The sequence below is a fragment of the Aeromonas sp. V90_14 genome (assembly GCF_029967615.1).
GTDB classification, from domain to species: Bacteria; Pseudomonadota; Gammaproteobacteria; order Enterobacterales; family Aeromonadaceae; genus Aeromonas; species Aeromonas hydrophila.
Map to the genome: position 1 here is coordinate 39,970 of NZ_JASCAS010000037.1, position 19,024 is coordinate 58,993.

Sequence of the window (19,024 nt, forward strand, 5' to 3'; positions counted from 1 at the left end):
AATCATGACTCGCAGCCCCCACACCCCGCGTAAACCCGTCGTACTGATGACCACGGGCGCCCAGCCCCGTAATGGCCACGCCTATCAGGTGATGACCCACAAATACATCAAGCCGCTGGTGGAGATCAGCGGTTGCGTGCCGCTGCTGGTGCCCACCTGCTGCGGCACCGAGGATCTGGCGCAATATCTGGATCTGGCGGATGGCGTCTATCTGAGCGGCGCCGGCTCCAACATAGATCCCGCCCTCTACGGCCAGGAGAACCTCACCCCGGAGAAGCAGCAAGACAGAGACCGGGATCTGTTCGATATCCCGCTGGTGCGCGCCGCCCTCGATCGCGGCCTGCCGATCCTCGGGATCTGCCGCGGCATGCAGGAGATCAACGTGGCGCTGGGGGGAGACATCCACCAGAAGGTCTACAGCGAGCCGGGTTATGACGATCATCGGGAGGATGCTGACGATCCGGTGGACGATCAGTATGGCGAGAGCCATCAGGTCGAGCTGGTGCCGGGCAGCTGGCTGGCGGAGCTGATGGGACAACCGTCGATCCCGGTCAACTCGCTACACGGCCAGGGGATCAAGACGCTGGCCAAGGGGCTGGAGCCGCTAGCCCATGCCGAAGACGGGCTGATCGAGGCGATCCACGCCCCCGTGCTCTCCCCCTTCCTGCTGGCGGTGCAGTGGCACCCGGAGTGGAAGGCGAGCGAGAACCCTCACTCCATCAAGATTTTCGAGGCCTTTGGCAACGCCTGCCGGGCCCGTCTGAGCGGCGTCTGACGCCGCCGGCTAGTCGCCGAACCCGCGCGCCTTGAGCTTGGGCAGCGCACCGCGATCCGGGCGCAGGGTTCGGCACACCTCCAGCCCCTTCAGCCCCCGCTGGATGTGATCCGGCGTGTGGCCAAACACCATGCCGTTGCTGCGATAGAGGGCGCTGTCGTCCAGCTCGAACAGCTCGCCGCCGATCAAGAGCTGCTCGCGGCCGTTGACCGTCTTGCCGCGCTTGAGCGGCAGCATCATGTCGCTCAGCACCTCGCCGGTGGCGCAGCCCTCGCGCCAGCGCGCCTCGTCGGCGAAGGGGGTGATGGCGATCTCACGCCAGGAGCCATCGCGAAACTCGACCCGATACTTGTCGGCCAGCTGATCACAGCCCGTCAGCAACCAGGCCCCGGCAATCCAGACCATCTTGTTCAGCGTGCGCACTCGTACCACTCCCTCGTCAGACCGGCGCCCAGCATAAATAAATTGCCCCCGCCCCGCACCCATTTAGCGGGTTGAAACCAACTATGCTGGAAATAACCAATGATAAGGGGCTGCTATGTTTAGCGATAACCTCGTTGCGCTACCTACCCTGCTGTGGATTGGCGAACACCCATTCTGGACCCTGTTGACCCTGTTCTTGCTCTTCACCCATTTCTTGCGCAGCCCCGGCCGTCGGCGGGAGCTGGTGAGCGAGCTCGGCTTCGTGATGATAAGCCTGGTGGTGATCCTGCTGATCCAGTTCGAAGGGGGCTGGTTTCGCCTGCCGCTGCCCCACCACTGGCTGGTGGAGATCTCCAGCCTGCTGGCCGGGCTGGTGCTGGTGAAGATCTGGGGGATCCTGCTGTTCCAGTTTCTGCTGCCCCTGTGCCAAATCCGCATCCCGCGCATCATCGCCGACATCGTCATCACGGTCGGCTACATCGGCTGGTGCCTGTTCCGCCTCTACGCCTCCGGCATGGCCCTCGGCGAGATCGTCACCACCTCCGCCGTCATCACCGCCGTCATCGCCTTCTCCATGCAGGACACCCTGGGCAACCTGCTGGCCGGTGTCTCGATCCAGCTCGACAACTCCATCGCCATCGGTGACTGGCTGCAGGTGGAGACCACCCAGGGCCGGGTGGTGGAGATCAACTGGCGCGCCACCACCATCGAGACCCGCAACTGGGAGACGGTGGTGATCCCCAACAGCCACCTGCTCAAACAGCGCTTCACCGTGCTCGGACGGCGGCAGAACGCCCCCCTGCAGTGGCGCCGCTGGGTCTGGTTCGACATCACCCTGGATACCCTGCCGACCCAGATCATCGCCCTGGTGGAGCAGTCCCTGCGGGAGACCCGCATCCGCCACGTCTCCGCCAGCCCGCAGCCGGACTGCCTGCTGATGAACGTGGAAAACGGCATTGCCCGCTACGCGGTGCGCTACTGGCTCACCGATCTGGCGGTGGACGATCCCACCGACTCGGCGGTGCGCACCCTGATCGATGCCGCCCTGCGCCGCAACGACCGGCGCCTCACCCCGCCCATCTTCAACGTCTTCATGACCACGGATCAGGATCACAAGGATCAGCGCCACAAGCGCCATACCGCCGAGCGCACCGACACCCTGCGCCGCCTGCCACTGTTCGCCATGCTGCAGGAGGAGGAGCTGCTGCGGCTGGCGGATCAGGTCAAGTTCGCCCCCTTCGTCAACGGCGATCGGATGTTGAGCCAGGGGGAGGTTTCCGGCTGGCTGTTCGTGCTGGTGAAGGGGGATGCCCAGATGCTGGTGGAGGTGGAAGGGCGCGAGCTGCCGCTCGGTACCCTCAATGCCGGCGACTTCTTCGGCGAGCTGAGCCTGCTCACCGGCGAGCCCAGCCCGTTCACGGTGCGGGCCCTGGGGACCGTCGAAACCTATCGCATCAATCAGGCCATGTTCCAGGAGCTGGTGGCCCAGCGTGGCTCCCTGCTCGAGCCGCTCTACAAGGTGCTGAGCGCCCGTCAGCAGGAGCAGCAGGAGCTGCTGGCGCGGGAGGCGGAAGCCATGAAGCAGATCACCCCGCCACGGGATCTGCTGGACAAACTGATGGCGCTGTTTGGCGGTCGATGACGTAGCATGGCGGCTCAGGCTTTCTACCAGAGATGCATTTCATGCTGTTGACCGCACTGGCCCTGAGCGCCACCCTGCAATTTGACTGCCCCGCGACCATTGAAACCCGCCAGCAGCAGCTGGGGGCCAACCCGGGGTGGCAGGCCGTCACCCGCAACGATCTGGGGGAACAACACCAGCCCCTCAGCCACCGGCTGGACAACCTGGCCCTGTTCGACGGCGACCCCGATGAACGAGCCCAGCTCAAGCCGGACAACGGCGACAGCGACGCGCTGCACTACTGGAGTCTGGATCGCCGCAACCCCCGCCCCTTCTACCTGGTCTGCCACTATCGGGAGACCGCCATCACCCTGCAGCAGGCGCTGCCCGCCGGCATCAGCTACTGCCGGGTCAACCAGCCCGAGCCTTACGATCTACGCGGATTGATCTGCCGCAACGAGTGACCACTCCGGCATGACCCGTACCACGGCTGCGGCCTGCGGAGCATGAGCGGCCGACAGGGGATGCATGTCGGCTGCGAACCGGCGGGTATGGGGTGGGTATGGAGGTCTGATTAGAGCAGCAGTTCGGCCAGCTCGCCCAGCGCCGTCAGCTCCACGTCCGGCAGCAGTTGCAGCTGTCGCCAGGGCTGGCCGCGCTCATTGAGCCAGGCGGCCTTGAAGCCGTGCAGCCGAGCTCCCAGCACATCCGTCTGTGGATGATCCCCCACGTGCAGGATCTGGCCGGGCGCCAGCTTGAGAGCCCTCTGCGCCTCTACGAACATGTCCGGCGCCGGCTTCATCCTGCTGCCAAGGCCAGCCTTGCAGACCAGGGTGAAGTAATCCGCGAGACCAGCCCGGGTCAGGTCCAGATTGCCGTTGGTGATGACCACCAGCGGGTAGCGCTCGGCCAGCCGGGCCAGCAGGGCGTGGGTCTGGTCGCTCACCTCGATCTTCGAGCGCTCGGCCAGAAAGCCGGCGAACACCGACGCAGCCTCACGCTCCGCCAACCCTTGTGCCATCCCTCCCGCCATCAGCGCGGCCTGAATGCCGTGCCGGCGCGCCAGACTGACGTCGTGGCGCAGTGCCGGCTGTTCCAGCAGCAGGTTGTGCTTGAGCACCTGCCAGCGCGGCTTGTCCAGCATGGCTGTGGCCAGGTATTCGCTGCGCAGGTGGCTCAGCATCCACTGCTCGGCCCGTTCGATGGCCGGGCCGTTGTCATAGAGGGTATCGTCGAGGTCAAACGAGATGGCGGCCACCGGCTGCCAGCGGCGATAGAACTGCATGGTATCTCCTCTTGTCGGGACCGGGCGTGCCCGGCCCTCTTCATTCGTCGTCCGGGGCCGCGGGATCCCGCTTCGCCCGCGGGTGGGCGCTGTCATACACCTTGGCCAGATGCTGGAAGTCAAGGTGGGTGTAGATCTGGGTGGTGGAGAGATCGGCGTGACCCAGCAGCTCCTGCACCGCCCGCAGATCGCCGGAGGACTCCAGCATGTGGGTGGCGAAGCTGTGGCGCAGCTTGTGAGGATGGACGTGGGCGTTGAGCGCCTGCTTGTTGCCCCAGCCGTCGAGCCGCTCCTGCACCGAGCGGGCCGACAGCCGCTGCTTGCGCTTGGAGACGAACAGCGCCTCCAGCTCGTCGCCAGCCAGCAGGGGGCGCAGCTTGAGCCACTTGTGCAGCCACTCCACCGCCATCCGCCCCACCGGCAGCACCCGCTCCCGCGAGCCCTTGCCTGTCACCCTGAGCTGGCGCTCGTCTAGCTTCACGTCCGCCAGATTGAGTCCCACCAGCTCGGCGAGGCGCAGACCGGAGGAGTACATCAGCTCCATGATGGCGCGATCCCGCACCGCCAACGGATCCTGCTCGTCGGTGATGTTGAGCAGCTGGTACATCTCGTCCACATCCAGGTTCTTGGGCAACGGCCGCCCCTGCTTGGGGGTGACGATGCCGCGCGCCGGATTGGCCACCAGTCGCCCCTGGCGCACCTGCCAGTCGCAGAAACTGCGCAGGGCGGAGACCTTGGTGGCCAGCGAACGGGGCGCGAGCCCCCCCTTGTGCATCCGGGTCACCAGACTGCGCACCTGACTCGCCTCGAGCCGGGCCCAGTCGTCGACCCCGAGCTTCACCAGCTCGGAGGTCATGGCTTCCAGATGGGCCTGGTAGTTGCTGCGGGTGTGCGGGCTGAGCTGGCGCTCGACCCGCAGGTATTCGATGAAGGCCGCCAGCTCGTCGGCCAGCGCAGCCGGCAGGGGCTCGGCGGCTGGCGGCGCCTTGGCGGGGGATCTGGTTGGCGTCTTAGCCACGCGCCAGCTCGGGCAGACGCAGCTGCAGCAGGCGGCCAAGCTGGCCCAGCAGCAGAGTGTCGTTGTGGGGGGTAAAGTGGCTCGGATCCGAGCTGGCGAAGGCCAGCACACCGAGATCGCCGAGCCGCATCAGGGCCACAGAGTTGACCAGCACGTCGTGGCCGAACAGCGCCTGCTTCTCGCTCTGATTGAGCCGGCCGAAGTAGTAATCCTGACCCGGCAGGCGCTGGCCCAGCAGCTGCTCGAGCTGTCGCCCCTCCGCCATGAACTTCTGCTCGGGGCCGCTCAACTGGAATTTTTTCGGGCTGAGCCAGAGCCGCAGGCCGGTCAGCCGCAGCCGCTGCACGAACGCCTTGCCCATCACGGCGCTCACCTCAAACAGACTCTGACAGCCGTACAGCTCGCCGTAGAGATCCGCATAGACCCGGAAGATCCGCTCGTTCTCGCTGGCGATCCCCATCAGCTCGGTGATCTCCTGCTCCAGCTGTTCGATGCGCTCGCGCTGTCTGTCCAGCTGGCGCTCCACCAGCGAGACGGTGCCCTTGCGTTCGTGAGGAATGCGGATCCGGTCCAGCATGGCCGCGTGGCGCTGGAAAAACTCGGGATAACGGGCCAGGTACTCCAGCACTGTGGCTTCATCCACCAGTGGTTCCTGCCGTTTGAGTTCGCTCATAACTTGGTTGGTCCATCCGAAAAAGGGGCACAAGGCCCCGACATTAGTGCTTGGCAGAGCGGGGGCCTCCCCGCCCGTGCCTATAACTCTATCTGACCGTCAAATACGTGCTCGGCCGGCCCAGTCATGTAGACCGGCTGACCCGGCCCCTTCCAGGCGATGGTCAGCTTGCCCCCCGGCAGGGTAACGGTGACCCGTTCCTTGAGCTTGCCCTGGCTGATGCCCACCACCACGGCGGCGCAGGCGCCGGTCCCACAGGCCAGCGTCTCGCCCACCCCGCGTTCGAACACCCGCAGCTTGATCTCGCTGGCGTTCACCATCTCCATGAAACCGACGTTGACCCGCTCGGGAAAGCGCTCGTGTCGCTCCATGATGGGACCCAGGGTCGCCACCGGCGCATCGGCCACCGAGGGCACCTCGATGACGCAGTGAGGATTGCCCATGGTGACGGCCCCGCACATCACAGTATGCTCCTGGGCCCGCAGCAGGTAGGTTTTTTCCGCCTTCTGGGCCCGGAACGGGATCTTGCCCGGCTCGAACTGGGGCACCCCCATGTTGACCGTGACCTGGTTCTCCCCTTCCAGCTGCAGCACGATGCGGCCGCGCGCCGTGCTCACCGCGATGCGATCCCGGTTGATCAGCCCCTTGAGGCGCACGAAACGGGCGAAACAGCGGGCACCGTTGCCACACTGCTCCACCTCGCTGCCATCGGCATTGAAGATGCGGTAGTGAAAGTCGAGCTCGGGATCATAAGGCGGCTCCACCAGCAGCAGCTGGTCGAAGCCGATGCCAAAGTGGCGATCCGCCAGCTTCTTGATGACCTCATTGCTGAAAAACACCTTCTGGGTGACGCCATCCACCACCATGAAGTCGTTCCCCAGCCCGTGCATCTTGGAAAAATCTATCAACATCGTGCGTTCCTGTACCCTTGTTCACGCTCTCACCTGGAGGAACGCTTAGAGAAATCCATTAACAATCAGGGCAGTAAATGCTCACCGCGCCAGAGATCGGCCAACTGCTCGCGCTCTCTGATGAGGAACGACTGCGCTCCATCCACCAGCACTTCGGCGGCGCGGGGACGGGTGTTGTAGTTGGAGGACATGGTAAAGCCGTAGGCACCGGCGGAACGCACCGCCAGCAGGGAGCCCTCGGCGATCGCCAGGGTGCGCTCCTTGCCGAGGAAGTCACCGGTCTCGCAGACCGGGCCCACCACGTCGTACAGCGCCGGCTCGTGGGTAGTGCGGCTGTCCACCTCGATGATGTTCATCCAGGCGCCGTAGAGCGAAGGACGCAGCAGATCGTTCATGCCGGCGTCGATCAGCGCGAAGTTGCGGGTCTCGCCCGGCTTGAGGTACTCCACCCGGGTCAGCAGCACGCCGGCGTTGGCGACGATGGCGCGGCCCGGCTCGAACAACAGGGTCAGATCCCGGCCCGCCAGCTTCTGCTTGAGCGCCTCGGCATATTCGCTCGGGTGGGGCGGCTGCTCGGCGCCGTAGTTGACCCCCAGGCCCCCGCCCACGTCCAGGTGGTGAATGTGGATACCTTCCGCCGCCAGGCCGTCGATCAGCCGCAGCAGCTTGTCGGCCGCCTCCATGAAGGGATTCAATTCAGTGAGCTGGGAGCCGATATGGCAATCCACCCCGACGATCTCGATGTTGGCCATGGCCGCCGCCTTGCGGTAGATGGCGGGCGCCTGCTCGATGGGAATGCCGAATTTGTTCTGCTTGAGGCCGGTGGAGATATAGGGATGGGTACCGGCGTCGATGTCCGGGTTGACCCGCACCGACACTCGGGCCTTCTTGCCCATGCCGCCCGCCACCCGGTTCAGACGCTCCAGCTCGGCTTCCGACTCCAGGTTGAAACAGAGGATCTCTTTATCCAGCGCGAGGCGCATCTCGGCTTCGCTCTTGGCCACCCCGGAGAAGACCACCTTGGCCGGATCGCCGCCCGCCGCCAGCACCCGCGACAACTCGCCGCCGGAGACGATGTCAAAGCCTGAGCCAAGGCGCGCCAGCAGGTTGAGCAGCGCCAGGTTGGAGTTGGCCTTGACCGCATAGCAGATAAGATGGGGGATGTCGCCCGCCGCCTTGTCGAAGGCGTGCCAGTGGCGTTCAAGGGTGGCGCGGGAGTAGACGTACAGCGGGGTGCCGTACTGCTCGGCAAGTTGTTGCAGCGAGGTGTGTTCGGCCTGAAGCTGGCCGTCGGCGTCGTAGTTAAAGTGATCCAAGGGGGCGGTTCCTTCCTAAATTATTGCGGCGCGGCCTCTGGGGCAGCCTCGGCGGTCGCAGGCGTCTGTGCTTGCGGTGTACTCTGGGTCTGGGGCTGCTCGGGGGGCGGCATGTAGAGCGGTCCCGTCAGGCCACACGCGGCCAAACCAAGAGACAGAAGAGTGGCAAGCAGACACTTGGTAAGCTGGGTAATCATAATGGTTCGCTGCGAAAAAATTTTTGGCCCTCTATAATCGCACTCACATTGTTAAAAGCAACAGGATAAACCGATGAAGGATCACGAGTATCACGCCCTGACCGACGCCTTTTTCCAATATGTGGAAGACACAGTCGACGCAGGATATCCGGATATTGACTGTGAGCGTGCCGGCGGGGTCTTGACCCTGTCGTTCGAGAACAAGACCAAGGTCATCATCAACAAGCAGGAACCCCTGCACCAGATCTGGGTCGCCACCCGCGAGAACGGCTTCCACTTCGAGCTGCAAGGGGAAAGCTGGATCGACAACCGCTTCGGTCACGAGCTCAAGACGCTGCTAAGCAAGGCCTGCACCACCCAGGCGGGCGAGCCCGTCCAGTTCCCATGATGGTGCAGCCCGCCATGATCGATCTGCATCCTGAAGGCGCCCGTCACGCGGTGATCTGGCTGCACGGGCTGGGGGATTCCGGCGCCGGCCTCGCCCCGCTGGTGGATGCGCTGGCGCTGCCCGCCGACCTGCCGGTGCGTCATTTGCTGCCCGATGCGCCGGAGCGCGCCATCACCATCAACATGGGCTACAAGATGCGCGGCTGGTACGACATCAAGAGCTTCGACAACCCGGCGGACCGCGCTGTGGAATCCCACGTCAGGGAGTCCGCGGCCCGCATCGCCGCGCTGATCGAGCAGCTGGTGGCCGAGGGCTTCGCCCCCGAGCGCATCGTGCTGGCCGGTTTCTCCCAGGGGGGCGTGATTGCCTCCTTCACCGCCCTGCGCCTGCCGCAACAACTGGCGGGCCTGCTCTGCATGTCCACCTACCTGGCGGCGCCCGACGCTCTGCTCGGCGAGATGAGCGAGGCTGCCCGCAGCCTGCCCATCTGCTACATGCACGGCATCTATGACGATGTGGTGAACCTCTCCATGGGCTGGGACGCCAAGAACCGGCTGGAGGCGGCGGGTCTCTCCCCCGCGTGGCACGAGTACCCGATGCGCCACGAGATCTGCCGTCCGCAGCTCGACGACATCCGTCAGTGGCTGCTGGCCCGCCTCGCGGGCTGAGCCAACCACGGATAGCCAAACGGCCTGCAGATGCAGGCCGTTTTCATTCGATATGAGCGATGATCCTGTGCAGCAGGGGGCCGAGACCAGGGCGCTTGCGCGCACGCCGGACCAGCCCCTGCCCTACCCCGCGCCTGCGGCGGAGCCGAGCTCGCGCCCCTGACCACCGTCGCGCAGCTGACCCTGGCTGCGGTAGGGGATCACCTCCAGCTCGCCGTTGATCTGCACTATCTCGTAGTACTGGGGCAGGTTGAAGTTGCTGAACTGGCCCGCGTCGCTGAAGCGCTCGTGGCTGGAGGTGTAGAAGCGGTTCACTCCCTGCACCAGCTCATCCTTGTTGCCGGCGAAATGCTGGTAGATCTCCACCCGGTTCGCCTCGTCCAGGATATAGATGTTGGTGCCCGCATCCCGGGTATCGAAGAAGAACTGCACCAGCCCCTCGCTGGCGTAGGCATCGACGATGCCGGGCAGATGCTGGCTGTGGGTCTTGTCGAGCCGCAGCGGCAGGTGATCCAGCTTGTTGTGGGAGATATGGCGATAGAAATCGACCGCGTTCTCCAGCTTCTTGACCGACACCCCGCGCCGCTCGAAGAAGATGCCGTACTTCTCCTTGCCGAGGGCGAGCGTCTTGACCAGCTGCTGCTTGTCGCGGGCCAGACGCAGCTCGATACACTCGGCCACCAGCTGCTGGAAGCGGGTACGCACCAGGGAGCGGAAGTGCTGGCTGTAACAGAACACCTCGATCATCTCGGGGGCGGCGGCATCCTGATGCATCTTGCCGAGGATGGTGGTGAGGGCATCCACCACCGCCTCATCCCCCTGGAAGTGCAGGGTACGGATCTCGCTCCAGGAGTTGCGGTAGACCAGGTCCACCGAGCCCACCAGACACTCCTGGTTGCGGCCGAACGAGAAGACGTCGGCGGCATTGGCGTCGAACTCGATCACCTGGCCCACCCAGTGACTGGTCGGGTCCGTCTCCAGGTTGAGGAAGATGGAGAGCTGGCGAATTTCGCACGGCCGGCTGAGGGCCAGGTTGGTGGCGCGGGGGTATTTGACCGGGAAGGTGCCGGACAGATCGCGACAGAACTGGTGCAGGTTGTCGATGTGCAGATCCGAGCCCTGGTTGAACAGGTGCACTCGCGACTGCGGCGTCAGCAGGCCGTTGAAGTAGGCCCACGACACCAGCTTGCTGATGTAGCCGTTATATTCGAGCGGCGCCCGACCGATGATGTCTGCCGGCTCCAGCGAATGTTTGTAGAGATACCAGCCGGCGCGGTTCAAACGGCCGTGCGGCACCTGCACGAAGCTGAGATCCGGCTCGCTCAAGTCCGGCGCAATCTTGAGGTTGATGCGCTGCACCTTGCCCGGCAGGCTCTCGAACGCGGCATAGAGCTTGCGCGACAGGATGCCGATGTCTTCCGGGTTGATGGACTCGCTGATGTTGTTGCGCCGGGCGAACTGGATCAGGTTGCGGTAGCTCTGCATCAGGGCTTCCAGCAACTCGGCGTGAGCTACCTTGACGTCCTCGACCTTCCACTCCTGGCGGTGATCCAGATGGTGCAACCGCTCCTGACTCCAGCCCCAGTAGGCCACCAGCTGGGTCATCTGCTCGCGGCGCCAGGCCGGGGAGTGCTCCTCCTTCGGATGGCTGAGGCCGTCACACACCTTCAGATAGAAACAGCGGCGCACCAAGTCGAGCCGCTGCATGTCGCCGATGGACTTGAGGTAGTTGGTCACCTTGTCCAGCATCAGGCAGTAGTTGTCGAGCCGGTAGTGCATCCCCTCGTTGTGCTGGAACCAGTCGCGGCTGGTCACCGACAGCAGACGGGTGTTGGGATACTCGTGGGAGTAGGCCTCCATCAACACCGACTTGAGCACCGCCTTGTAGGGGGAGTCGATGCCCTTGTAGAGCTGCCAGAGGGCGGAGCCGAAGTACTCCTCGGCCGGAATGCGGTTGAAGCCACCGAGATCGAGCCAGTCATCCTGGCTCAGCTTGCCGTGGGCGAACAGGCCGTTGACGTAGTCGTCGTAGTGGTCGTCATACTCGCTGGGCACCAGATACCAGAGCAACCGCTTGCCGGCGATCAGCATGGCGCTGCGGTAGAACTCGTCGAGCAGCAACAGGTGCTGGGCGCTGCCGCAGCTCTCCCCCTGCATCTGGGCATCGTTGCGCTGGCGGAACTTGTCCTCGGGGATCAGGAAGAAGTTGAGATCGACCCCGCGCTGTTCGGCCCACTTGGAGAGTTGCTGGCACTTGAGATCCAGCAGCTCGAGCCGCTCCTGCGACAAACCGGCCACGTGGCAGACCCAGATGTCGAGATCCGAGTGACAGCACTGGCCGATGGACGAGGTGCTGCCCATGGAGTAGAGCCCCTGGATCGACTTGTCATGGGTGGTGAGGCCGTTCAGGCAGTTGGCGTTCTGGCACAGGTCCTCGATGAAGGCCTGCTGGGCCTCATTGGCGGTAAAACTCCAGATGCCGTGCGGCACATCCCCCGCCACATAACCGGGCAACAGGGGGTGATTGAAGTGCAGCATGACGGGTAGCAGCTGAAAAACCTGCTGCCCGTAGCGACTCATGAGACCTAGCGCCCGTTGCGTCTTGAGACGATTGAGTTCGTCGTAGCGCGCCACCAGCGTGTCGAGTTTTACCAGCAATGCCCTGCCTATACCGAGGTAAGAAATGACGCACCAAAACGGGGAGACGTCAAAAAAGTGTGATCATGTTAACAATGCAAACAGCGGTGGTAAACAAGCCCGCACACAATCGCCGGATTATTTATGACAAGTCACTAAACAGTATCATTGGAAAGCAATAAAAATCTGTAATTTCAACAAATTAACCGGCAAGCCAGACTTAATAAAAATCATTTTCAGCGGCCGTTTTTGAGCTTGAGCCCGCTTTTGCGGGCTGCGCCATGAAAGCCCCTGCAAAGGGTGGTAAGATCGTTTTCCTTCTAAAGATGAAACAACTGATTGATATGGCAGCCCGAACCCTGAAAATTGCCACTCGCAAGAGCCCCTTGGCCCTGTGGCAGGCCAACTTCGTCAAAGACCGGCTGGAAGCCCTGTACCCCGAGTTGCAGGTCGAGCTGGTGCCCATGAGCACTCAGGGTGACAAGATCCTGGATACCCCTCTCGCCAAGGTGGGCGGCAAGGGGCTGTTCGTCAAGGAGCTGGAAACCGCCATGCTGGAGGGACGGGCCGACATCGCCGTGCACTCCATGAAAGACGTGCCGGTGGAGTTCCCCGAGGGGCTCGGCCTGCACACCATCTGCGAGCGCGAAGATCCGCGCGATGCCTTTGTTTCCAACCGCTTCGGCCAGATTGATGAGCTGCCGCAGGGGGCCGTGGTCGGTACCTCCAGCCTGCGCCGCCAGTGCCAGCTGCGCGCGGCACGCCCGGATCTGGTGATCCGCGACCTGCGCGGCAACGTCAACACCCGTCTCGCCAAGCTGGACGCCGGTGAATATGACGCCATCATCCTCGCCGCCGCCGGCCTGAAACGGCTGGAGATGGCGCACCGCATCACCGCCTTCATCGAGCCGGAACAGAGCCTGCCCGCCAACGGCCAGGGCGCGGTCGGCATCGAATGCCGCCTCGACGATCACGAACTGCACGCCCTGCTGGCGCCGCTCGAACACCCCGAGACCCGGATCCGGGTGCTGACCGAGCGCGCCATGAACCGTGCCCTGCAGGGGGGCTGCCAGGTCCCCATCGGGGCCTACGCCCTGGTGCAGGGGGAAGAAGTGTGGCTGCGCGGCCTGGTGGGCAGCCCGGATGGCAGCCGCGTCATCCGCGACGAGATCCGCGGCCCGCTGGCCGACGGCGAGGCCCTCGGCCACACCCTGGCCCAGCGTCTGCTGGCCGATGGTGCCGATGTCATCCTGGCCGAGGTCTACCGGGCATGATCCCGCTGGTGGTGCGCCCGGCCGCCCAGGCCGCCGAGCTGGCCGCACTGCTGCGCCAGCACGGCCACGCACCGCTCTGCTGCCCGCTGCTGGAAACCGTGGCGGGCAGCGAACTGCACCGCCTGCCCGAACTGCTGCCCCAGGCCGACATCGTCATCGCCGTCAGCATGCATGCAGTTCATTTCACTCATCATTTTCTGTTGCAAACTGGTCAGACCTGGCCAAATATTGACTACTTTGCGGTCGGCCAGGCCAGCGCTGATGCCTTCGCCGAGGTGGGCATCCAGGCCAAAAGTCCGGACGATCCGCGCAGCGAAGGGCTGCTGGCCCTGCCCGGCCTGCAACAGGTGAACGGCAAGCGGGTGCTGATCCTGCGCGGCAATGGCGGCCGGGATCTCATCGCCCGGACGCTGGCCTCACGCGGCGCACTGGTGCACTATTGTGCGGCCTATGAGCGCCACTACCCCGCACTGGACGGGGACGCATTGACCCGCCACTGGCAGGCGGCCGGGCTCGACAGCCTGCTCGTCACCAGCAGTGAACTGCTGCAACGGCTGCTGGAGCTGGTCCCGGACCGGCAGCTGCCCTGGCTGCACGACCGCCTGCTGGTGGTGCCCAGCCCGCGGGTGGCCGAAATGGCCGCGGCGGCGGGTTTTACCCATATCACGATTGCCCAGGGTGCATCCAACCTGGCCCTGACGGCCGCTCTGGAACTGAGGAAGATGGAATGACTGAACAGCAAGAAGTCCAGCCGAGTGCCGCGGCCTCCGTGGCCGACAACAAGCAACCCGGCCAGAAGGTCAACAACAAGAAGAGCAGCTCGGGTGCTGTGGTCGGCGGCATCGCCATCCTGCTGGCCCTCGGCCTGACCGGCGGCCTCTATCTGCACGGCCACAAGAGTGCCGTGGCCCAGCAGGGCGAGCTGAACCAGCTCAAGCTGCAACTGGCCGAGGCCATGAACAAGCTTGACCAGAGCAACAGCAAGGATGGCGAACAGCTGGCCGCCCTCGGCAAGCAGCAGCAACTGCTGCAGGACGAGCTCAAGGGGTTGCAGACCCGGGTACTGGATCTCAACGACAAGCGCCCCAACGACTGGATGCTGGCCGAATCCGAATACCTGGTGCGGATGGCCGGTCGCAAGCTGTGGCTGGAACACGACCTCGTCTCCGCCATCACACTGCTCGGCAATGCCGACGAGCGCATCAAGGCGCTCAACGATCCCAGTCTGATGCCCATCCGCAAGGCGCTGGCCGAAGACATCGCCCAGCTCAAGGGAATGCCGCGCATCGACCGCGAAGGGCTGACCCTGAAGCTGGCCGCCCTCTCCGATCAGATCGAGCTGCTGCCGCTCTCCACCGTCAGCATGCCGGAAGCCAAGAGCGAGCCCGATCAGGCCGTCAGCACCAACCCGGACGAGTGGGAAAGCAACCTGAAGAAGAACTGGGTCAAGTTCACCGAGAACTTCATCACCATCCGCCGTCGTGACGGCGCGGTGGAGGCCCTGCTCTCCCCGCAGCAGGAGATCTTCCTGCGCGAGAACCTCAAGACCAAGCTGCTGCAGGCCCAACTCGCCGTCTACCGCGAGCAGCAGGCCCTCTATGACGACAGCCTGGACAAGGCCCAGCGCTGGCTGACCCAGTATTTCGACACCGACAACAGCGCCACCCACTACATGCAGTCAGAGCTGGACAAGCTCAAGGGGGAGCAGATCCAGTTCAACTATCCGGATCGCTTCAAGACCCAGGCCATGCTGGAAGAGGTGCTGACCGAGCGCCTGCAGCGCATTCTGGCCAGCAACTGAGGAGGGCACCATGATTCGTCTGATTGTACTGGTGGCCGCCATGGTGGCCGGCCTCATCTTCGGCCCGCAGGCTTCCGGCAACAAGGGCTATGTGCTGATCTCGCTGGGCAACTACACGGTTGAATCTTCGGTCACCAGCGCGGTGATCCTGGCGGTGCTGTTCTACGGTGCCCTGCTCATTGTCGAGTGGCTGCTGGGCCGGGTATTCGGCCTGCGCCGCAAGACCCTGGGCTGGTACGGCTCGCGCCGGCGCCGCAAGGCCAACCAGCAGACCGTGGCCGCCACCCTGGCCATGGCCGAGGGGCACTACAGCCAGGCCGAGAAGCTGATGCTCAAGGGCGCCAGCAACAGCGACACCCCGCTGCTCAACTACCTGAGCGCCGCCAAGGCGGCCCAGGCCCGTGGCGATGACGTGCGCCGGGACCAATACCTGCAAAAGGCGCAGGAGGAGAACCCCAAGGCCGAGCTGGCACTGACCCTGACCCAGACCCAGCTGCAGATCGAGCAGGGCCAGTACGACACCGCGCTGGCCATGCTGGAATCCGTCTACGCCCTCAACCCGCGCCACCCCATGGTGCTGGACCAGCTGCGCCAGGTGCACCTGGCCCGCGAGGACTGGGCAGCTCTCATCGACCTCATTCCGGTGCTGCACAAGGTGGGCAAGCTGACCCCCAAACAGGAAGAGGATCTGCTGCAGCAGGCCTGGCGTGGTCGCCTCAACGCCGCCAGCGGCGCCCTCGAGACGCTGCGCCCGATCTGGCAGGAACTGCCGCGCAAGCTGCGCCAGGATCCGGATCTGCTGGCCGCCTATGGCGATCGCCTGCTCCAGCTGGGAGCCGACAATGAAGCCGCCGAGCTGTGGCTGGATGCGCTGCGCAAGCAGGTCTCGCCCCAGCTGCTGGCCCGTCTGCCCAAGCTCAAGCTCGACAGCTACCAGCCGATGCTGACCCTGTTGCAGAAGATCCAGGATCAGCCGGGCGTCGATGCGGCGCTGGCCCAAGTCTACCTGCTGGCCGGTCAGCTGGACGACGCCCAGCGCCTGCTGGAGCAGGAGGTCGCAAAAGCGCCGAACGCAGCCGTCTACCACGCCCTCGGTCAGGTAATGGACAAGCGCCGCCTCACCAACAAAGCCAACGAGTACTACCGCCAGGCATTGCAGCTGGCCGACGTCTGACGCCCGTTCGTCGCGAAATAAAAAGAGGCCGCAGTTGCGGCCTCTTTTTATTGGGATTGTTCCAAATAGCAGCTCTCCCTTCTCCCCTCGCGGGAGAGGGTCAGCCTCAGGCCGTCATTCGCTCCAGTTCACCGATGAGCCAGATGGCCTCCTCCCGGTGATAGCCGCACACGTCCTGCATGGGACGAAAGCCGCCGCACACCGCCGGCCGCTCGGGCTGGCCGAAGATCTTGCAGCCCAGCCGCGCATCGAGCTGCACGCAGGGCACGCCGGCCGGTTTGCCGTCGGGCATGCCGGGAATGGCACTGCTGATACTGGGGGCGATGCAGCAGGCACCGCAACCTTGACGACATTCCATGTAATGCTTTCCTCGGCAGGGCGAACCAGTTTAGCAAAGGGCGGGGATTTTCTTCACTGTTATCCCGGCCCCGCCATGAAATAGTGCCTTGCCAACCGGCAACAAAAAGCCCGACAGCGTCGGGCTTTTCAGGCGGTACCATGGGGATTGCCCCGCACGCATCCTGATTAGAGGATGATGTCTCGTACCACGCTGTCTTTGCGATCCAGGAAGTGAATCGACTTGATGCGACGGATGGTCCGCGATTTGCCGCGGATCAGCAGGGTCTCGGTGGTCGCCATGACGCCGTCGCTGGTGATGCCGTCCAGCAGATCACCCTTGGTGATGCCGGTGGCCGAGAAGATGACGTTGTCATTCTTGGCCAGGTCTTCCAGCTTGAGCACCTTGCTCACGTCGATGCCGAGTGCCTCGCAGCGGGCAATTTCCTGCTCGCCCAGCGCACGCACTTCCGGGCTGTCGCCCTTGACCTGATGACGGGGCACCAGGCGGGCCTGCATGTCACCGTCCAGCGCACGGATCACCGCCGCCGAGATCACCCCTTCCGGTGCGCCACCGATGCCATACAGCATGTCCACTTCGCTGTCCGGCAGACAGGTAAGGATGGAGGCAGCTACGTCGCCGTCAGGAATGGCGAACACCCGCACACCCAGCCCCTGCATCTCCTTGATCGCCTTGTCGTGACGCGGCTTGGCCAGGGTGATCACGGTCAGGCGGGAGAGCGGCTTGCCGAGCGCCTTGGCCACGGCCTTGAGGTTCAGCTCGAGGGCCTGATCGAGGTCGATGGCACCCTTGGCCTTGGGACCCACGATCAGCTTCTCCATGTACATGTCGGGGGCCTTGAGGAAGGAGCCCTTGTCGCCGACGGCCAGCACGGCCAGGGCATTGGCCTGACCCATGGCGGTCATGCGGGTACCCTCGATGGGATCGACCGCGATGTCCACCGCGTCTCCCAGACCCGTGCCCACCTTCTCGCCGATGTAGAGCATGGGGGCTTCGTCAATTTCACCCTCGCCGATCACAATCTCACCATCGATCTGGATCTGATTGAGGATATGGCGCATGGCCGCAACGGCCGCCCCATCGGCGATATTCTTGTCACCACGTCCGAGCCACTTGTAGCCAGCCAGTGCAGCCGCTTCCGTCACTCGGGAAAACTCGATTGCCAGTTCACGTCTCATCGCATATCCAACCTTTGGAGCTCGAAAACGGGCGGCATTCTACCACAAGGGCAAACCTTTGCGCGCAAAAGTGGCGGTTCGTCACACAAAACACGGCCCTTTCACCAATTTGACATCAAACCGCCACCGACACTTCACGAGAGTGTCACCCCGCTGTCATCCCCCCTGCCTAGCATGGCCCCGTCTTTTACAACAAAGCTTGCAACACAAGGGATTAAGATGAAAAAGCTGACTGTAGTGGCACTGGCTCTCACCGCGGCCTTCCAGGCTCACGCCGTTGAAGTTTACAAGAATGACACCACCACCCTGGATCTGTACGGCCGCATCTACGCCGGCCAGTTCTTCGGTGACAAGAAGGAAGGGGTCGACAGTACCCATCCGAACGGCACTCAGGAGTACAGCGACAAGCAGGGCGCCAACCAGTTCGTCCGCTTCGGCGCCAAGGTCGACAGCCAGATCAACAGCCAACTGAAGGCGCTGGCCCAGTACGAAGTGCAGATGTACATCAACGACAGCGAGAAGACCATCAGCGAGAACTCCGACAACCTGCGCACCCGTCTGGCGTTCGCCGGTGTTGGCGCCGACTGGGGCAACATCACCTTCGGTCGCCAAAAAGGGGCCCCGGGTTTCCTGGCTGACTGGACCGACGTGTCTCTCTCCGACGGTTACGGCAACGACGCGCTGGGCGCCAAGACCGACACCTTCGCCACCAACCGTGCCGGTTCCGTGCTGAAGTACTCCGGTCTGTTCAACGGCTTCCAGGTAGACACCAGCTACAAGTTCGACGGCGGTGACACCGAAGAGACCACCAGCAAGGACAGCGATGCCGCCTACGGCGCCGCCGTGGCCTACACCTTCCCGTTCAACTTGGCGCTGGGCACTGCCTACAACGTGGGGATCCGCGACAAGAACGGGGAAGAGGATGCCAAGCTGTGGCTGCTTTCCGCCAAGTACGACAACAAGGCCGTCTACGCCGCCCTGAGCTATGCGGACGGTACCGACTTCCTGGCCACCGGCAAGGATCACACCGGCTGGGAAGGGGCGCTGGGCTACAACTTCGAGAACGGCTTCGGCCTGATGGCGCTGTGGAACAAGCAGAAGGTAGAGCAGGACGGCAAGGCCGACTATGACTCCATCGACTACTACACCCTGGGCGCCCAGTACAAGTTCAACAAGAACCTGCGCGTCATCGGCGAGTACCGCATCAACAACCTCGACAGCAAAGAGAGCGGCAAGCTCAACGTCAAGGATGACTTCCAGCTGGCGGCCCGCTACGACTTCTAAGTTGGGCCCCTCTGTACTGTGCGCGCCCGCTGATTCCGGCGCG

General features: G+C 63.9%; 20 protein-coding genes. 10 read left to right on the forward strand and 10 right to left on the reverse strand.

Annotated elements, in window-relative coordinates; all coding sequences use genetic code 11:
* Window positions 1-4 precede the first annotated feature (4 nt).
* Window positions 5-775 carry a gamma-glutamyl-gamma-aminobutyrate hydrolase family protein gene (locus QLG02_RS15645; RefSeq protein WP_282465620.1) on the forward strand — a complete coding sequence of 257 codons (771 nt, stop codon included), beginning with the start codon at window positions 5-7 and terminating at the stop codon, window positions 773-775.
* A 9-nt stretch (window positions 776-784) separates the two neighbouring features.
* Here QLG02_RS15645 and QLG02_RS15650 read toward each other — a convergent pair whose 3' ends face one another.
* The gene (locus QLG02_RS15650) at window positions 785-1,198 is read right to left on the reverse strand and encodes a hypothetical protein (RefSeq protein WP_011704453.1); all 414 of its coding nucleotides are present in this window, start codon (window positions 1,196-1,198) and stop codon (window positions 785-787) included.
* Between the two features lie 115 nt (window positions 1,199-1,313).
* Here QLG02_RS15650 and QLG02_RS15655 point away from each other — a divergent pair, with 115 nt between their 5' ends.
* Both QLG02_RS15655 and QLG02_RS15660 read left to right on the forward strand, forming a co-directional pair.
* The gene (locus QLG02_RS15655; protein WP_039212899.1) at window positions 1,314-2,840 is read left to right on the forward strand and encodes a mechanosensitive ion channel family protein; all 1,527 of its coding nucleotides are present in this window, start codon (window positions 1,314-1,316) and stop codon (window positions 2,838-2,840) included.
* Window positions 2,841-2,881: 41 nt separating this feature from the next.
* The gene (locus QLG02_RS15660) at window positions 2,882-3,283 is read left to right on the forward strand and encodes an STY0301 family protein (protein WP_179101500.1); all 402 of its coding nucleotides are present in this window, start codon (window positions 2,882-2,884) and stop codon (window positions 3,281-3,283) included.
* Between the two features lie 110 nt (window positions 3,284-3,393).
* Here QLG02_RS15660 and QLG02_RS15665 read toward each other — a convergent pair whose 3' ends face one another.
* The 6 genes from QLG02_RS15665 to QLG02_RS15690 form a co-directional block, all read right to left on the reverse strand.
* Window positions 3,394-4,104: an HAD-IA family hydrolase gene (locus QLG02_RS15665; RefSeq protein ID WP_282465621.1), complete on the reverse strand. Its 711-nt coding sequence runs from the start codon at window positions 4,102-4,104 to the stop codon at window positions 3,394-3,396.
* 40 nt (window positions 4,105-4,144) lie between these two features.
* Window positions 4,145-5,122 (reverse strand): tyrosine recombinase XerC, encoded by a 978-nt coding sequence (gene xerC / locus QLG02_RS15670; RefSeq protein ID WP_282465622.1) that lies wholly within the window; start codon window positions 5,120-5,122, stop codon window positions 4,145-4,147.
* Entirely contained in the window at window positions 5,115-5,795 is a 681-nt protein-coding gene (locus QLG02_RS15675) for a DUF484 family protein (RefSeq protein ID WP_016349251.1), read from the reverse strand. Before QLG02_RS15675 ends, xerC begins: the two co-directional genes overlap by 8 nt.
* 80 nt (window positions 5,796-5,875) lie before the next feature.
* A complete protein-coding gene (gene dapF, locus QLG02_RS15680; protein ID WP_348994636.1) occupies window positions 5,876-6,706 on the reverse strand; it encodes a diaminopimelate epimerase in 831 nt (276 codons plus the stop codon).
* A 65-nt stretch (window positions 6,707-6,771) separates the two neighbouring features.
* Window positions 6,772-8,022 (reverse strand): diaminopimelate decarboxylase, encoded by a 1,251-nt coding sequence (gene lysA, locus QLG02_RS15685; RefSeq protein ID WP_042066089.1) that lies wholly within the window; start codon window positions 8,020-8,022, stop codon window positions 6,772-6,774.
* 20 nt (window positions 8,023-8,042) lie between these two features.
* Window positions 8,043-8,219, reverse strand: a complete 177-nt coding sequence (locus QLG02_RS15690; RefSeq protein WP_017408874.1) for a lipoprotein — start codon at window positions 8,217-8,219, stop codon at window positions 8,043-8,045.
* Window positions 8,220-8,292: 73 nt separating this feature from the next.
* Here QLG02_RS15690 and cyaY point away from each other — a divergent pair, with 73 nt between their 5' ends.
* Window positions 8,293-8,607 (forward strand): iron donor protein CyaY, encoded by a 315-nt coding sequence (gene cyaY, locus QLG02_RS15695; RefSeq protein ID WP_011704445.1) that lies wholly within the window; start codon window positions 8,293-8,295, stop codon window positions 8,605-8,607.
* A 14-nt stretch (window positions 8,608-8,621) separates the two neighbouring features.
* Entirely contained in the window at window positions 8,622-9,275 is a 654-nt protein-coding gene (locus tag QLG02_RS15700; RefSeq protein ID WP_045528929.1) for an alpha/beta fold hydrolase, read from the forward strand.
* A 123-nt stretch (window positions 9,276-9,398) separates the two neighbouring features.
* Here the strand turns inward: QLG02_RS15700 and QLG02_RS15705 are convergent, their stop codons facing one another.
* Window positions 9,399-11,933: a class I adenylate cyclase gene (locus QLG02_RS15705; protein WP_043125655.1), complete on the reverse strand. Its 2,535-nt coding sequence runs from the start codon at window positions 11,931-11,933 to the stop codon at window positions 9,399-9,401.
* A gap of 323 nt (window positions 11,934-12,256) precedes the next feature.
* Between QLG02_RS15705 and hemC the strand changes: the two genes are divergently transcribed.
* Genes hemC through QLG02_RS15725 form a run of 4 tightly spaced genes read left to right on the forward strand, consistent with a single transcriptional unit; the run spans window position 12,257 to window position 16,161 of the window.
* The gene (hemC, locus tag QLG02_RS15710; RefSeq protein ID WP_016349245.1) at window positions 12,257-13,186 is read left to right on the forward strand and encodes a hydroxymethylbilane synthase; all 930 of its coding nucleotides are present in this window, start codon (window positions 12,257-12,259) and stop codon (window positions 13,184-13,186) included.
* Window positions 13,183-13,917: a uroporphyrinogen-III synthase gene (locus QLG02_RS15715; RefSeq protein ID WP_282465623.1), complete on the forward strand. Its 735-nt coding sequence runs from the start codon at window positions 13,183-13,185 to the stop codon at window positions 13,915-13,917. The genes hemC and QLG02_RS15715 overlap by 4 nt, the downstream gene beginning before the upstream one ends.
* The gene (locus tag QLG02_RS15720; protein WP_041217696.1) at window positions 13,914-14,987 is read left to right on the forward strand and encodes a uroporphyrinogen-III C-methyltransferase; all 1,074 of its coding nucleotides are present in this window, start codon (window positions 13,914-13,916) and stop codon (window positions 14,985-14,987) included. The genes QLG02_RS15715 and QLG02_RS15720 overlap by 4 nt, the downstream gene beginning before the upstream one ends.
* 10 nt (window positions 14,988-14,997) lie before the next feature.
* Window positions 14,998-16,161, forward strand: coding sequence for a heme biosynthesis HemY N-terminal domain-containing protein (locus tag QLG02_RS15725; protein WP_282465624.1), 1,164 nt, complete (start codon window positions 14,998-15,000; stop codon window positions 16,159-16,161).
* 106 nt (window positions 16,162-16,267) lie between these two features.
* Here the strand turns inward: QLG02_RS15725 and QLG02_RS15730 are convergent, their stop codons facing one another.
* A complete protein-coding gene (locus QLG02_RS15730) occupies window positions 16,268-16,519 on the reverse strand; it encodes a YkgJ family cysteine cluster protein (protein WP_016349241.1) in 252 nt (83 codons plus the stop codon).
* 167 nt (window positions 16,520-16,686) lie between these two features.
* Complete coding sequence (glpX, locus tag QLG02_RS15735; protein ID WP_016349240.1) at window positions 16,687-17,697, reverse strand: class II fructose-bisphosphatase; 1,011 nt, start codon at window positions 17,695-17,697, stop codon at window positions 16,687-16,689.
* 219 nt (window positions 17,698-17,916) lie between these two features.
* Here glpX and QLG02_RS15740 point away from each other — a divergent pair, with 219 nt between their 5' ends.
* On the forward strand, window positions 17,917-18,981 hold the full coding sequence (locus QLG02_RS15740; RefSeq protein ID WP_016349239.1) for a porin: 1,065 nt from the start codon (window positions 17,917-17,919) through the stop codon (window positions 18,979-18,981).
* Window positions 18,982-19,024: the final 43 nt, after the last annotated feature.